This is a genomic window from Bacillus sp. JJ1562 (assembly GCF_036962705.1).
In the GTDB taxonomy this organism is placed as follows: domain Bacteria; phylum Bacillota; class Bacilli; order Bacillales; family Bacillaceae_L; genus Ferdinandcohnia.
Map to the genome: position 1 here is coordinate 50,480 of NZ_JBALOQ010000021.1, position 14,271 is coordinate 64,750.

The 14,271-nt window shown below is 38.0% G+C and carries 14 protein-coding genes; 5 read left to right on the top strand and 9 right to left on the bottom strand.

The window, feature by feature from the left end; genetic code table 11:
- Nucleotides 1-182: 182 nt before the first annotated feature.
- Together V7097_RS13985 and V7097_RS13990 are read left to right on the top strand one after the other, a co-directional pair.
- Nucleotides 183-1,880 (top strand): M3 family oligoendopeptidase, encoded by a 1,698-nt coding sequence (locus tag V7097_RS13985; RefSeq protein ID WP_335704241.1) that lies wholly within the window; start codon nucleotides 183-185, stop codon nucleotides 1,878-1,880.
- Between the two features lie 243 nt (nucleotides 1,881-2,123).
- On the top strand, nucleotides 2,124-2,834 hold the full coding sequence (locus tag V7097_RS13990) for a CBS domain-containing protein (protein ID WP_335704242.1): 711 nt from the start codon (nucleotides 2,124-2,126) through the stop codon (nucleotides 2,832-2,834).
- A gap of 81 nt (nucleotides 2,835-2,915) precedes the next feature.
- Here the strand turns inward: V7097_RS13990 and V7097_RS13995 are convergent, their stop codons facing one another.
- Nucleotides 2,916-3,782 (bottom strand): hypothetical protein, encoded by an 867-nt coding sequence (locus tag V7097_RS13995; protein ID WP_335704243.1) that lies wholly within the window; start codon nucleotides 3,780-3,782, stop codon nucleotides 2,916-2,918.
- Nucleotides 3,783-3,970: 188 nt separating this feature from the next.
- Here V7097_RS13995 and rluF point away from each other — a divergent pair, with 188 nt between their 5' ends.
- Entirely contained in the window at nucleotides 3,971-4,678 is a 708-nt protein-coding gene (gene rluF / locus V7097_RS14000) for a 23S rRNA pseudouridine(2604) synthase RluF (RefSeq protein ID WP_335704244.1), read from the top strand.
- 205 nt (nucleotides 4,679-4,883) lie between these two features.
- Here rluF and V7097_RS14005 read toward each other — a convergent pair whose 3' ends face one another.
- The 4 genes from V7097_RS14005 to V7097_RS14020 all read right to left on the bottom strand — a co-directional run bounded on the left by V7097_RS14005 (nucleotide 4,884) and on the right by V7097_RS14020 (nucleotide 7,975).
- Nucleotides 4,884-5,564: an SIMPL domain-containing protein gene (locus tag V7097_RS14005; RefSeq protein ID WP_335704245.1), complete on the bottom strand. Its 681-nt coding sequence runs from the start codon at nucleotides 5,562-5,564 to the stop codon at nucleotides 4,884-4,886.
- A 99-nt stretch (nucleotides 5,565-5,663) separates the two neighbouring features.
- Nucleotides 5,664-6,428 carry a CPBP family intramembrane glutamic endopeptidase gene (locus V7097_RS14010; RefSeq protein ID WP_335704246.1) on the bottom strand — a complete coding sequence of 255 codons (765 nt, stop codon included), beginning with the start codon at nucleotides 6,426-6,428 and terminating at the stop codon, nucleotides 5,664-5,666.
- A gap of 108 nt (nucleotides 6,429-6,536) precedes the next feature.
- Nucleotides 6,537-7,058: a YcxB family protein gene (locus V7097_RS14015; RefSeq protein ID WP_335704247.1), complete on the bottom strand. Its 522-nt coding sequence runs from the start codon at nucleotides 7,056-7,058 to the stop codon at nucleotides 6,537-6,539.
- A gap of 173 nt (nucleotides 7,059-7,231) precedes the next feature.
- Nucleotides 7,232-7,975, bottom strand: a complete 744-nt coding sequence (locus V7097_RS14020) for a glucosaminidase domain-containing protein (RefSeq protein ID WP_335704248.1) — start codon at nucleotides 7,973-7,975, stop codon at nucleotides 7,232-7,234.
- A gap of 283 nt (nucleotides 7,976-8,258) precedes the next feature.
- Between V7097_RS14020 and V7097_RS14025 the strand changes: the two genes are divergently transcribed.
- Both V7097_RS14025 and V7097_RS14030 read left to right on the top strand, forming a co-directional pair.
- On the top strand, nucleotides 8,259-8,756 hold the full coding sequence (locus V7097_RS14025) for a hypothetical protein (protein WP_438824239.1): 498 nt from the start codon (nucleotides 8,259-8,261) through the stop codon (nucleotides 8,754-8,756).
- Between the two features lie 252 nt (nucleotides 8,757-9,008).
- Nucleotides 9,009-9,623, top strand: a complete 615-nt coding sequence (locus V7097_RS14030; protein WP_335704250.1) for a YitT family protein — start codon at nucleotides 9,009-9,011, stop codon at nucleotides 9,621-9,623.
- Nucleotides 9,624-9,689: 66 nt separating this feature from the next.
- On the opposite strand, the gene V7097_RS14035 is transcribed toward V7097_RS14030, so the two are convergent.
- The 4 genes from V7097_RS14035 to V7097_RS14050 all read right to left on the bottom strand — a co-directional run bounded on the left by V7097_RS14035 (nucleotide 9,690) and on the right by V7097_RS14050 (nucleotide 14,247).
- Nucleotides 9,690-11,174 (bottom strand): aldehyde dehydrogenase family protein, encoded by a 1,485-nt coding sequence (locus V7097_RS14035; protein WP_335704251.1) that lies wholly within the window; start codon nucleotides 11,172-11,174, stop codon nucleotides 9,690-9,692.
- A gap of 207 nt (nucleotides 11,175-11,381) precedes the next feature.
- A complete protein-coding gene (locus V7097_RS14040; protein WP_335704252.1) occupies nucleotides 11,382-12,317 on the bottom strand; it encodes a thermonuclease family protein in 936 nt (311 codons plus the stop codon).
- Nucleotides 12,318-12,647: 330 nt separating this feature from the next.
- Entirely contained in the window at nucleotides 12,648-13,106 is a 459-nt protein-coding gene (locus tag V7097_RS14045; RefSeq protein WP_335704253.1) for an SHOCT domain-containing protein, read from the bottom strand.
- 919 nt (nucleotides 13,107-14,025) lie between these two features.
- Nucleotides 14,026-14,247, bottom strand: coding sequence for a helix-turn-helix domain-containing protein (locus V7097_RS14050; protein WP_335704254.1), 222 nt, complete (start codon nucleotides 14,245-14,247; stop codon nucleotides 14,026-14,028).
- Between the last annotated feature and the right edge of the window lie 24 nt (nucleotides 14,248-14,271).

Genomic DNA, 14,271 nt, shown 5'->3' on the forward strand with positions numbered 1-14,271 from the left:
ATTTCATAGAAAAATACATTCTGGTACAACTTCCCGCTCCACACTGCAGAGGCTTTTGCGAACACAAAAAGGAAGTGTAATTACTGTTCCCTGCTCCATCCTCCTTAAAAAAGCTAGATTTAAGAACTAGGATTCGATAATATTATTATAGATATAATTAAAAAGGGGAAGGGGAGTTATCCATGACACAAGATTTACGTCATAATTATTATCAAGAATTAATTGATTTACAAGATGTAGAAGGGGTAGAAGCTCAAATTCGAAGTTTACTTGATGTTTCAATCGAATCCGTTTCTGACCTGGAAAATTGGTTAAAAGATGAAAAGAACTTAATGATTAAAATCTCGGAGGCGATGACAGGTCACCAAGTCGACTTCTACCGGAACACAGAGGATGCAGAAATCAAGTCGACTTATCTTCACGATCAGCAAGTCATTCAACCACTTTTAATGAAATATGAAGCAAAATTGAATGAGAAATTCTGTAAGTCTCCTTATTTAAATCAATTAGATGAAAAACGCTACGGCTTAATGCGACAAGTTCGCGAGTCCAAAGTAAAACTGTTCAGAGAAGAAAACATTCCTTTAATGGTAAAAGAACAAGAGCTCTGTACGAAGTATAGTGAAATTATGGGTGGGTTAACAGTTGAATGGGATGGGGAGGAAAAGCCTTTTCCGTTTATCCAATCCCAACTTGATCATCTAGACAGAGCCGTAAGAGAAAAAGCTTATAACAAGATGGGTTCTGCCTTTCGTCAAATTAAGCCTGATATGGATGCCATCATGGACGAACTCGTTCAACTACGCCATCAAATCGCTGTAAATGCAGGCTTTGAAAATTATCGTGATTATATGTTTGTGGTCAAAAATCGTGAATATAGTGTCCAAGATTGTTATGACTTTCATGAAAATGTAGAGAAACATATTATCCCAGCTTGGAATCGCTTAGCTGATGTGTTTAAGTCCAAGCTTGGTGTCGATACATATCGCCCTTGGGATAACACAGCTAAATTGATGAAAAATCCTCCATACTCCGAGGTATCTACACTTATGGATGGCGTTTCTGAGATGTTAGGGAAAACCGATCCATATTTTGCAGACCGTTTCAATTACATGAGAGAGAATGGGTTACTAGATCTTGGAGATCGGAAAGGAAAAAGCCCAGGTGGTTTCTGTACTTCCTTACCTGTTTCAGGGGATACCTTCGTTTTTGCGAACTTTAGTCCATCCTTTTTCTCTCTGATCGCATTAATTCATGAAATGGGCCATGCGGTGAATGGGTACCTCCAGTTTTCCGAGAACGGTCCTACTGAAGACTACCAGCACCGAATGGAAGTTGCTGAACTTTATTCCCATGGGATGGAATTGCTCTTACTGGATAAGCTGGATCGTTTTTATCCAGATGAAGAAGATTTTAAGAGCGCACAGCGTGAAGAGCTAAGACGGGCATTTACAATGTTATACGGCCCATTGTCAGGGGATCTATTCCAGCATTGGATGTATACGAATCCTAAACACACTGCCAAAGAGCGTGATGAAAAATACTTTGAAATCTCAAAACGTTATGGCTTAAACCCTGTTGATACTACTGGGCTGGAGCAAGAAATTGGGATGAGTTGGGCGGGCACCCTTCATTATTTCGAAGTCCCTTTCTATAATATTGAATACTCCATCTCGATGCTCGGTGCTCTACAGTCACTTGAGAATTATCAGAAAGACCCAGAGCAAGCTGTAGAATCCTTTAAAAAAGGTGCAAGTGCGGACTACAATCAATCCATCGCAGCTATTTATAAAGAAACTGGGGTCAGTTTTGATTTTTCAGAGCCGGCCGTTAAGCGAATGGGTGAATTCCTAGAAAAAGTCATTCAAGACATTCATTAACGAAGTAGGAGTCCAGTGACAGTTCTTAAAGAGGACAATCGAAGTTTTGTGTACAGAAAGGCACCACTAGTGAGATTATCTAGTTGTGCCTTTTGCTATTGTACTAAACTGTTCTGTTTCTTCAGGAGAGATGCGTTTCCAATTAATTCAGAAACGCATCTATATAAAGCTTCTTTTTTTTGCAAATTTCCTCCAACCCTACTCGTTTATAAAATATAATAATAGTAGAGTGGGGGGAATAAAGTGGAAACCGTTGAAATAGATTTATCAGAACGTTTTGAGATAGCTTTCAATCGAATTCATAAAGCTTTAAGTAAAATGGTCAAACACAAACATGGGGATATTTTTAGCCAATTAGTTGCGCATGGTGCAAAAAGACATGCCATTATCCGTTCTTATAAGGATGAACTCTTTCAATTTGCTAAGCTTAGAAATGCCATTGTCCATGAAAAATTACGTGCGGATTTTTACATAGCATCGCCACACCATGATGTTGTCGAGAGAATTGAAGAAATTGCGGAAATTTTGCAAAAGCCGGTTACAGCCTTGTCTATTTCAAGTAACCCTGTTGTCTATTTTAATTATCATTCATCAATCAAGGACGTGATCCTCGCGATTCATGATAATACGTATACAAAATTTCCTATCTATAAAGATGGTTCATGCGTGGGAATATTAACGTCTGGAGCCGTTCTAAAGTGGATGGCAAAGCACCTAGCTAAAGATGTGATCGATTTAGCCAATATACGAGTGGGAGAAGTAATTCATTACGAAACCAAACACCTCATTGATTTCATCGATAAAGACAGAGATATATTTGATGTGGAAGAAATGTTTGAAAAACGACATGCCCATGGGAGAAAACTTGAGGCTGTTATCATCACTGAAAATGGACAAATCGATGAAAAACCATTAGGAATCATAACATCGTGGGATTTAATTGAAATTGATTAGTAAATTTATATAGAAAAATAGGTACGAGAATGCACTCCAAATGGGTGCATTTTTTTATACAAAAATGAAGAGAAGGGCCGCCTACGTAAGCGGCAATACTTCCTGGAGTAACGAAAATAGCTCCGACTTTTTAGATGCTTCTTTTCGTTGCCTGCTAATACTCTCCGCAAAATATTCCTCTGATTCTTCCAGTTCCTGATTATATAACTCTTCCAATTTTCGGGTTAACACTCCATAAAAATAGGCAAATGGATTATGAATTGTATTTCTCTTTAGCTTCATAATCATTTGTTTGAAAGCTTTGATGAATAGCTCGATCATATGTTCACATTCCCCGTCACGGTTGTTTTTAACTACTGCAATTGTTGCCATTTTCCAATATTCCTCGATTGTTCTTGCTTCAGGAAAAAATGGTTTTACTGCTTCCACAAAGGAAACGGGAACTCGATCACTCGTAAAAGTGAAATCTAGAGGAGCGTCTTTACGTTTTTTTATATTTTCTTTAGTTTTTAAAGGATTACTAGTTTCTTTATGGTGGTCCAAAATTTCCTTTTTAGGTGGTTCATGATGAGTTGAGTTCATTTTTGGGTAACGATTAAACACGTAAAGATTGCTAGTTTGGGAGCCATTCTTGCGCTCGGTTTCATAAACCGTAATAATACCTAACGCCACTGCTTTTTGAATCATCCGTTTAAAAGTAGAACGTGATACACCATTTCCATTGTATTCTTCATGTATGGACTTCAACATCGTACCAATTTTTGCATTGCAAACCCCTGGAATTTTTGCTGAATAACGAACTAGGCGTTTTAACCCAACAAGCTCACCTTTTGAAAAATCATCCTTATATTGAAGCATCCACATCTCCATATGTCTGTTGAATTCCTGTAGATCACTAAAATTCGAATAGTCCTCGAACTTATCAATTGTGCCCGATTTTAAATTCATACGAATACACCACCCCTTCACCATTGTTATAGAGAGGAGGTGGTAAAAAAGGGGCATCCTTTTTGAAAATTTTTTGTGGTCCCAATTACTATGAACTCATCTATCAAGAATTAAAGATTGTGATTCACCCTTAAAATAAAGTATAGTTAGTATCATTAAAACAATCGTTTGATTTAGGATGTGACGAAATGCGTATTAATAAATATATAAGTGAATCTGGAAAGGCATCTAGACGAGGTGCCGATAAATTAATTACCGATGGGAGAGTGTTTATTAATGGTAAACGTGCAACTATAGGTAGCCAAGTAGAGCCTGGGGATGACGTTCGAGTAGATGGAAACCCAATCCGAGTAGCAAGGAATAATGTCTATATTGCCTTAAATAAACCTGTAGGTATTACTAGTACAACAGAAAAAGGGGTAAAGGGGAATATTGTTGACTTGGTCAACCATCCATTAAGAGTATTTAATATTGGGCGCCTGGATAAAGATTCAGAGGGCTTAATACTTCTTACGAACGATGGCGACATTGTTAACGAAATTCTGCGTTCCGAAAATAAGCATGAAAAAGAATATATCGTTTCAGTGGACAAGCCAATTACTCCTGAATTCTTGAAGAAGATGTCAGAAGGTGTCAAAATATTAGGCACTAAAACACTTCCTTGTGAAGTAGTACAATTATCAAAATTTGATTTTCAAATCATTTTAACCCAAGGACTAAACCGTCAAATTCGCCGCATGTGCGCTGAATTAGGATACGACGTTTATCGATTACAAAGAAAACGAATCATGAATATTCATTTAGGTAACCTACCTCCCGGACAATGGAGAGATTTATCAAAGAAAGAACGAACTCAATTATTTAGAGAATTAAACTATGAGCCAAAAGAATGGTAATTAAGTCGATGTAGTACAAAGAACAATGAGAACTCTATGAATAGCAGTGTTCTCATTGTTCTTTGAAATAAATAAAAACTCATTCACCTACGATACGGTTCACTTCAATTAATCCTATCCTTTTATAATAACAGATGGCTAGAGCACTATTTTGTGTATAAAAGGAAACAGAATCTGTTAGATAGCCCTGCTTTTTGCAAAAAAACTAATTCGAATAAGTAAATGTTGCTTCAATCCTAGCGGTTATCGTTAATTCACCAGGTTGAATTGGTGTTGCTGCTTCGCTTTTTGCGAACATTGCGGTTTGAAATGGAACAGGTGGACTTTGTTGGGAAAGTTCCTGTATCTGAATTGGTATGTCTTGAAGTTGGACACCTAAATTTTTAGCAATCGTCCGTGCTTTTTCCTGGGCGTCTAGTACAGCGTTCTGAAGCGCTTTTTCATAATAGATTTTTGGGTTTCGAACCGTAAAATCAATATTAGTAACCGTATTTGCACCATTTTGAACTGATGTATCGACAATGCTACCAACGGATTGGATATCCACATCTGAAATTTGGAGCATATGAGTTACCCGATAACCTCTTACCGTCTGTTTTGAGTTTTCGAAGTTATAGAGGATTTCAATCCGAAAATCTACTGTTTTGATATGTTCTTTGGGTATCCCTAGTCCTAAGATAGAATCGATCACTTTTTTGGTAAGTTGGTTATTTTCATTCTGTGCTTCAGTGACTGTACTGCTTTCAGTAATGACCCCTAATGTAATCGTCGCTGAATTTGGTGTAGCAGTTACAATCCCCTCACCATTCACTTTCATTCTGTACGAATTGGCACTAATGTTCCGTTTCGACTGCGAGCGCATCATCCAAGGTTCATAATAATACATAATAGTGCTCCTTCCCAAAATATCTTTGTTGTATTGTATTAGTTCAGGCAAATTTCGGTGTATAAAAACAATAAGAAAAAGCCCACGAAACCTCGTGAGCTAATTTCCCGTTCTTTTTCTAAAAATTGGTCCAATAATGACATGTAAAAATATATCGCATGTAAAGTGAGCAATCATTGCGATTTCAAGTCCATACTTCCAATACAAATATCCAAATAGGATACCTGGGACAGCATTAAGTAAAAGCGTACGCCAAACAACAAGCTTTGATTTCCCGAAAAGAGCAAAAGCAGCCGGCAAATGCCCTACCCCAAATAAAAGGGCAGCAACGAGGATGCCAATCCAATACGAAGCATTCCCTAAACCTAGAAGGCTAGAGACATAAACAACTAGTGTCATTACGAATAAGCGGGTTAAAACTTCCTCTGAAATTCCTCCATAGAACGAAGCTAAAAATGCCTGAAATTTCGAAGGCTCATCGATATCGACCTTGGGCATTTTTTTCATAAACAATAAGTCTAATCCGAAGATGAGAATCGATGCAATGGCACCGACAATAATACTTAACAGAATTGTTGCTGAGATGGAATATGGTATTGCAGTACCATCTAACCAATGTTCAACTAGCCACCAATGTAAATCAACCTTGGGAGCCAACCAGGTTCCAATAAAAGCAGAAACTCCTAATAGGACAACACTTTGTAAAATGCTAATCAAAACAAGCACATGAGTGGGAGGAATTTTTTTGGTTGGATTCTTTCTAGCATCTTCTTCAATTGTGGTCTTCAGCGAATTAAACTGATACGGCATAACGGCTATTGCCCCAATGGATGCGGCTATCCAAAAAATAAAAAACTCTGTCATTCTTAACACCCTCATTCATATTCGTAATCTTTTTATTCTGCAGATAATACGAATGAGGGAATAAAAAAGTTCACTAAATAAAAACAAAATAATTATTTGAATTCGTGGCTAAAACCTTAATTTGACCTTCCTTGATTTCATGTTCCTTTTGATAAGACTTTTTAAAATGTTTATTTCTTCCTTTGAATTGAAGAAACTAATGGGCAGGACGATTGCTTTATTCTTTGAAACATACAATCGAAACATATCCTTCTCTTCTATTGCAAGGAATATGTTACTCCACTCTATATTAGCGTTTGATCTTCCTGTTTTTTGGCATATTCCATTATCATTTATTTCGTATGTGATTTCATCTTTAAATAATTGTTCATTTTTATACACTTTACTGAGATTCCTGTTCATTAAAATTACCGGTAGGAGAATGATTACACTAGAAATTATTAATGAAAAGATTGTTACCAAAATAGAACTACCAGTGATAATATCGGATAAGACATAAAATGAACATAAAAAAACTATAATGAAATAACCAATTACATTTTTCCTTCTGTGATAACTATTATGCTTTTTGAAATCGGCATATGTTAATGTTCCAGAGACTGAAATTTTATCGTTATTCTTTGCTGCCACTTTTTTTCCTCCATATAAACTATTTTCTATATATTACACAATACACTTACACTATTTTAACATTCTTCAATTATCCTGCACATGCTTGAAAATCAATTTGAAATATGATAGAAAATTTTTAAATATAAAAATGCTCAGAGTTTCTATGCCCTGAGCATTTCTTATATCAATATTTAAGCCTGTTCAGCTTTAACTTCGTTCATAATGGATACAATATTTTTTACCCAGTGATTATTTAAACCTGTGGCATCGTTTGCCGCCTCACTTGGTGCATAAACTGTTTGGATGTCACCAATTGTTTTATTTCCGTTTTCTACATAATATTCCTTTAAATAAATCGCCTTAAAGCGAATACTATCTTCAATTGATTGAAACTTTTGCCAATTGGTTCCACCTTCAACTAATGTTTCACAACCAGGGTTTGGATAATCGGCACCAAAGATATTTGTATAAATTTCGGGCATACAAGTAATTCCTCCAATATTATTCCAAGGGGAACCAGCAATATCAGAATTGCCCCAACCTGTCTCCTGAGCAGCTAATGCGGCTAAAAATATAGGATCAATTTCATGCTCTTCGCCTGATTGTACGAAGTTTGGTCCTAGACCTTTTAAATTCCCTTTTAGATGCTTGTCCAGTTCTGAACCAGAAATTGTATTTTCCTGTTCAACATTATAATTTTTAGAAGCCATTTCAACAGGTTTATTTTCAACAGGTTGAGTTTGAACAGGTTGATTTTGTTGTTCTAGATGATTTATTTTTTCTTTCTCTATTTTTTGTTCTTGACTGGGAGTCTTTTCAATTGTTTCAGCATTCGAATGATGGATTGTAGTAAAAATGCTAGTTCCCATAATAAGTAGAACACCGAATAAATAGAGAAGGGCTGTTTTCTTCTTTATAAGAGTTGAGATTTTCAAAGTATCCTACCTCCTTCATAAGACTATTTTCCTACTCGAAAATTATCCTAACATAATAAAATGACAGTCATGTTACAGAGGTATTACTAAGCTTTTATAAATATATGACAGCAAAGAAGCGTTGTTTGCAAATATGTTAGAAGTCTAGTATAATCGGAAACTGTATGTTCGTTGTCAAAAACGTAAACATTTTCCATTTTTATCAATAAAATGGAATTAAATTGCTTTTAAGGCAAAAAATATATATTGAAAGGTGTTTATCATGTATTTTCAAAGTTTGCTAATGAAAGAGGATCTGAATAAGAGCCCATCAGAGGTCAAACAGGATTTAGAGGATTTGCAGTTCCAGATGTATCGCATGCAGGACAATATCAAAGAAATTTCAAAAAAGCATCAAATCATCGGCATTGATCAATCGAAGGATGAAAAATGGGTAATTGTGTCTGCTTTTGATGATGGAAATCAGTGCCAAATCATGGTGAATGATTGTGAATCAGCTTATAAGGGCAAATGGGATTTTACCCTTCATGCCCAGTACAAAGAAGATGATGCCATACACATCGGTGATATTAAAGGTCCTGCGAACCAAGGATATGGTTCAATCTGCATGAATCATTTAAAAGAAATCGCTCGTGAACAAAACATTCCTGTGATTACAGGTGATATAGCAAAAAGAGACTGGGATCACGTCGATCGTCTCGTCTATTTTTATGAAAAACACGATTTCGAAGTTGAAATCGATCCTACAACTAAATCGGGTGAAATTGTTTGGAAAGATTAACTTTATTGAGCAGAAGTAGGGGATTTCTGCTCAATAAAGTTAAAGCCTCCGGCGGATGCCACAGATTTTCAAAGGAAGTTTTTCGAGCTTACTCGAAAAAATCTGGGCGCAAATACGCCAAGGCGTATTTGATATAAAAAGAAGAAGGTCTGCTTACCATATATGATACGGTAAAGCAGACCTTTTTTATGTATCAAAATAATGGTACCATATGTTAATAAAATCATAAGATACGATTTAGGAGCGTACAGCATGAAAATAGTATATAAAGGTTTGATACTGGGAATTGCAGCAAATATTCAAGGCTTTGCAATGGCCACTTTTTTATTTCCACATTTTATTCCAACCGGAGGAGCTGCTAATGTCGCAGTACTGTTCAATTATGTAGCGGGTACTCCTTTTGATATTACGCTTTGGTTGCTAAATGCTGGCCTTTTATTTGCAGCTATTAAGTGGCTTGGAAAGAGTACAGCTATTTGGACATTGTATTGTGTCACAGTAACAGCAGTCACTATTCGGATCTTTACTCCATTCATCACTGGCCCCATTTCAAATGTAATCGTCGATTTACTTGTGGGCTCTGTTGTTTTTGGAGTGGGTATAGGGATTCTATTTCGAATGGGAGCCTCATCGGGTGGGATGGATATTTTAGCGTTAATTATTTCAAAACTAAAAGGATTTTCACCAGGGAAAACTCTATTTGCGATTAATGGGACGATATTGCTTACGACTGGTATTGTAGTGGATTGGAGAATAATAATTTATGCTATTGTTGGGCAATTTATTAGCACAAGGATTTTAGATTTCGTTTGTAAAGTCCAATTTCCAAGACAGCAGGGTCAAAAGACAAATGCGACAATTAGCTAACGAAAAGGCGAGAACCTATTGCAGATCCTCGCCTTTTTTCTATGTCTAGCTCCAGCGCTTTTCTTATTAATTCATTGCAATCCAAACACTCTTCACTTCTGTGTAGTTATTTAGGGCATAGGATCCCATTTCACGTCCAATACCTGATTGCTTGTATCCACCGAATGGAGAAGCTGCATCGAATGCATTATAGCAGTTCACCCATACAGTTCCTGCACGTAGGTTATTAGCTATATAATGTGCTTTTCCTACATCCTGCGTCCACACACCAGCTGCAAGACCATATTCTGAACTGTTTGCACGAGAAATTAATTCATCAAGATCGTCATATGGCATTGCTGAAATAACAGGACCGAAAATTTCTTCTTTTGCGATTGTCATTTCGTCTTTTACATTCGCAAAAATAGTTGGAGATACAAAGTAGCCCTCTTCAAATGGTTTTTGACCACCAACTACTAGCTCAGCACCCTCATTAAGTCCTTTTTCAATATATCCTAAAACGCGATTTTGTTGTTCAATTGAAACAAGTGGTCCAATTTCTGTATCAGAGTGAAGACCGGCACCTTGTTTGATTTTTTCAGCATGGCTTGCCATGTCTGCTACCACATTATCGAATTGTTTCTTTTGGATGAAGACACGTGATCCCGCACAGCAAACCTGACCTTGGTTAAACATAACTCCATTTAATGCACCAGGAATTGCTTTTGTAAGATCTGCATCAGGTAAAATAATATTTGGAGATTTTCCACCTAATTCTAATGTTACACGTTTTAATGATTTTGAGGCTCTTTCCATGATGCTTTTTCCAACTTCTGTTGAACCAGTGAATGCAATCTTATCAACCAGTGGATGATCTACTAGCGGTTGACCAGCTGTTTCACCAAAGCCAGGAACGATATTCACAACCCCTGCAGGGAATCCAGCTTCTTCCATAAGCTCAGCTAAATATAGAGCAGAAAGAGGTGTTTGTTCTGCAGGCTTTAATACCACTGTACAGCCAGTTGCAAGAGCTGCACCAAGCTTCCACATTGCCATTAACAGCGGGAAGTTCCATGGAATGATTTGTCCCACAACACCAACAGCTTCATGGCGAGTATAGTTAAAGAATGGTCCATTTACAGGGATCGTTTGTCCCACGATTTTCGTAGACCATCCAGCATAATAACGCATATGTTCAATTGCTAGAGGAATATCTGCATTTGACGTTTCACGAATCGGTTTACCATTATCCAATGTTTCCAATTGTGCTAGCTCATCTTTATGTAGCTCCATCAAATCTGCCAGTTTATACATGATACGGCTTCTTTGGGCTGCAGTCATCTTTTGCCAAGGACCTTCATCAAAAGCTTTGCGGGCTGCTTTTACAGCACGATCAATATCCTCTGGACCTGCTTCACTTACAGTTGCTAATACTTCACCTGTCGCAGGATTATAGGATTCGAACGTCTTTCCAGAAGCACTTTCCACAAATTCACCATTGATATAAAGCTTCTTTGTCCCGTTTAAAAATGACTCAACCTTTTCTCGTAATGCAAAAATTAATTGGCTCATTTTTTTCCTCCTTTTTTTATAAAACTAGCATACAGGCGCTATGAAAACGCCTACAATACAATGTTAACATTTTGAAACTAGTAATCAACCAACTTTTGGCAAAAGATTCCGATAATTTACGACAGTTTTTTTCGACAAAAATCAGCCCATTTTAATAAATGAGAGAATAAATAAAGACCCAATCAATCTGATCGGGTCTGTCGGCTTTTATGATGCCTTTTCACATGCCCAGTTATCTTTATCGCGGTCATGTTTGGCTTCATAAGCTTGATGTGTTGATGGAACACCATTAGGATACACTTTTCGTAGTTCAGTACAGTTTTTATAGGATTCTGAACCTCTGGTATTTCCGCTACCCTCTGTGGGTGGGTTATTCCTTGGCGATGATGGTTTTGAACTACCTTTATCGAGATCACCTTTTGTGGTCCCATTTTCCCCGTATGCCCAAAGGCCTGTTCCGTTCGCCCGTGCTTCGCGAGCAAACTTTACGAAATAGTCGCTATAGGTGACATCTGGCGGGTAGGTTGAAGGTTCGGCATATCCGTTTAAAACTAGCAAGGCGTTAAACATTTTTGAACGGACTTCCGCTTCGTCCAATACATTCGATGGAACAGATAACCAGATAAGGCGTAAATATCGATCATAGCGATCTTTATTGGATACATCCTTTTGAAGCCATACTTTTTCGCCTTCCAGTTGAGAGGCTGTATAATTGCTTGCTTCTTTCCCATACACTTCTTGCCTGTTTGTAGATTCAGGTGTATTTACACCGACTAAACGAATCTTCCGGCCATCAGAAAGTTCAACCGTGTCACCATCTACAACTCGAGAAACTATTACTGCCTCTAAGCCAATTGCCTGGGCTTGTTCGTCCGTTTTTTGTTCGGCTTGCTCTTTGCGTTCACGTTCTTCTTTAGCTTGTTGTTCAGCTTCCTCTTTTTGTCTTGCTTCTTCAGTCGCTTCTTTTTCAGCTTTTTCTTTTGCATGCTCTTCAGTGGCTAGCTCTTCATTTTTGACTTGTTCTGAGTTTTGTTCTTTCGAGTCATTCTTTGTAGATTCTTCATCATCTAGTGCAAATCCTATTAATGCCGCAATGAGGATAATCAGTAAAGGGAATCCTATACAACCGATTAAATATTTCACCGTTTTACCCCCTGAAAGATAGGCTTTTTGTTTAGTGTATCAAATTAAATTAAAGTTAAATGTTATCAAAAGATATACTTCATATACAAGCAAAAGCCACCCTAGTTAAAACTAGAGTGGCTTTTACTTAATGGAGTTGATGGGAATCGAACCCACGACCCTTTGCCTGCCAGCGCCTTGCCCCGGTCTGAACTCCGTTTCCCTTGCGTTATGTCAGTCGTAGAGTCAACGCACGCCTACGATTATGTAATCGACTTCTTTTCCGATATATCGACATTATAGCGCACAGCACCGTTACGCTGCAAGTAGTAATACCGTTCCGCTGTCGAATTATAGACCGAGTATCTGCTTTTTCTTCGCGGTAAATTCATCGTCAGATATAACGCCCGCATCTCGTAATTCAGCGAACTTTTTCAACTCGTCTGCTTGCGATAATTCCGCAGTAGTAGCGTTACTAGTTTCAGCGCGTTCGATGAACTTTTCTATTAACGCTTTAGCTTTAACCATACCTTCGTAATGACTGCGTTTGTTGCAGATTATAGTGTTTTCGTCATTCATAATATCTTTAGTTTTGCGTCCTTGAGAATCGGAGCTACCGGAGTATACAAACTGAATATAGCCCGCAGTAAGTCCCGCCTTCTTTAACTGGATCCCGCTAATACTTTTAATGCGGATTTCCTTCACGCCTTTTCCCGCGCCTAGAAATCGACTATGCTTAAGCGTCACCTTCGTAGGTGTAACGATAACTGTACCGTTCGCCCCTGGAAATTCGTATCTTTCTTCGCTCATAACACGACCCCCTTTCGTAATGTTTATACTACATATATACTTCGCCAAAAAGCGCGTATTACCTTTTTATTTATTGCGGGAAAAGAGTGCTCGTTTATATATGAAGAAACTCGGTAAGGATAGTCGGAATTAACGGTAGGGGTACGTAATATATCGTAATGTATGACGGGAGTCTACCGCAATGGGAAGCGTGGCTATAAGGGGGTAAATGGCGCTATGGCAACGCATATACGGCGCATATAGTCGTCCCATTCCTTCCCAAATAATAAGCACGCTATTCGAAACGTAGAGTCTTCGATAACTTTTCGTCCGCACGAGGCGCTCACCGGACGGACCCTCGCAAAACTCACGGGGTGGTGTCGAAAGTTGTCGGCTAGCTCCTACTTCGGATACCGAAGCTTATGCAGGATATTCGGGAAATACCGTTGGGGCAGGGCGGAGGAACCGCGGTATAACAACGATGTATAGAATCGTGTATATTCGGGAAAATAGCGTAGTTTGAAAACGCTGATGTGACGCGGGTTTGCGAAAACGGTAACTTCTGATAAGAAACATTATGTCTACTAGTTTTGCGTTGTCTATGCAAAAAAGTGCATAACGAAATTCGACGTTATTCGACAATGTTCGATTATTCAGAACAAATGTTCGTTACCCCCAAGGCACCCCCTCGTCCGCCCCTCACCTGGTGGTTACAACTTCCGCGCAATAAAATAAACTCGGGGAGTTTCGGTAATAGTATTATTAATCACTTTTTCTATAACAATTTTTCATAGTTTCAATAATATTCATTATCACAGGATTCTCGTTCTTAATAGCTTCTTCAAACCACTTTCGCCTATCTTCCTCAGTTGATTCCATGAGAGGAGAGTGAATTATTACAGTTGTGTTGCCGAATTTTAATTCTTTCATTTGGTTAATCTCACATTCCGAAATAATCGTCCGGCACGTCCTTACCGAATCGCTTCAACGCACGTCTAATCTTCGTAACGGTCGAAAACTTTGGCCGATATTCCTCATCGTTACATAACCGCGAAATAGTCCTACGACTCAACTTCGACTCTTCCTCTAATTCTATCTGACTAATACCCTGGCGATCGAGCCACCTTCCGAATTTAGTACGATTTTTTCCAAGTCCAAACATAGTACCACTCCTTAATTTTAGAAT

Coding starts and splice junctions, on each gene's coding strand:
- V7097_RS13985 (WP_335704241.1), top strand. CDS start 183: ATGACACAAGATTTACGTCATAATTATTATCAAGAATTAATTGATTTA.
- V7097_RS13995 (WP_335704243.1), bottom strand. CDS start 3,782: ATGAATTTAAAATCGGGCACAATTGATAAGTTCGAGGACTATTCGAAT.
- rluF (WP_335704244.1), top strand. CDS start 3,971: ATGCGTATTAATAAATATATAAGTGAATCTGGAAAGGCATCTAGACGA.
- V7097_RS14005 (WP_335704245.1), bottom strand. CDS start 5,564: ATGTATTATTATGAACCTTGGATGATGCGCTCGCAGTCGAAACGGAAC.
- V7097_RS14010 (WP_335704246.1), bottom strand. CDS start 6,428: ATGACAGAGTTTTTTATTTTTTGGATAGCCGCATCCATTGGGGCAATA.
- V7097_RS14025 (WP_438824239.1), top strand. CDS start 8,259: ATGAAAGAGGATCTGAATAAGAGCCCATCAGAGGTCAAACAGGATTTA.
- V7097_RS14030 (WP_335704250.1), top strand. CDS start 9,009: ATGAAAATAGTATATAAAGGTTTGATACTGGGAATTGCAGCAAATATT.
- V7097_RS14035 (WP_335704251.1), bottom strand. CDS start 11,174: ATGAGCCAATTAATTTTTGCATTACGAGAAAAGGTTGAGTCATTTTTA.
- V7097_RS14045 (WP_335704253.1), bottom strand. CDS start 13,106: ATGAGCGAAGAAAGATACGAATTTCCAGGGGCGAACGGTACAGTTATC.
- V7097_RS14050 (WP_335704254.1), bottom strand. CDS start 14,247: ATGTTTGGACTTGGAAAAAATCGTACTAAATTCGGAAGGTGGCTCGAT.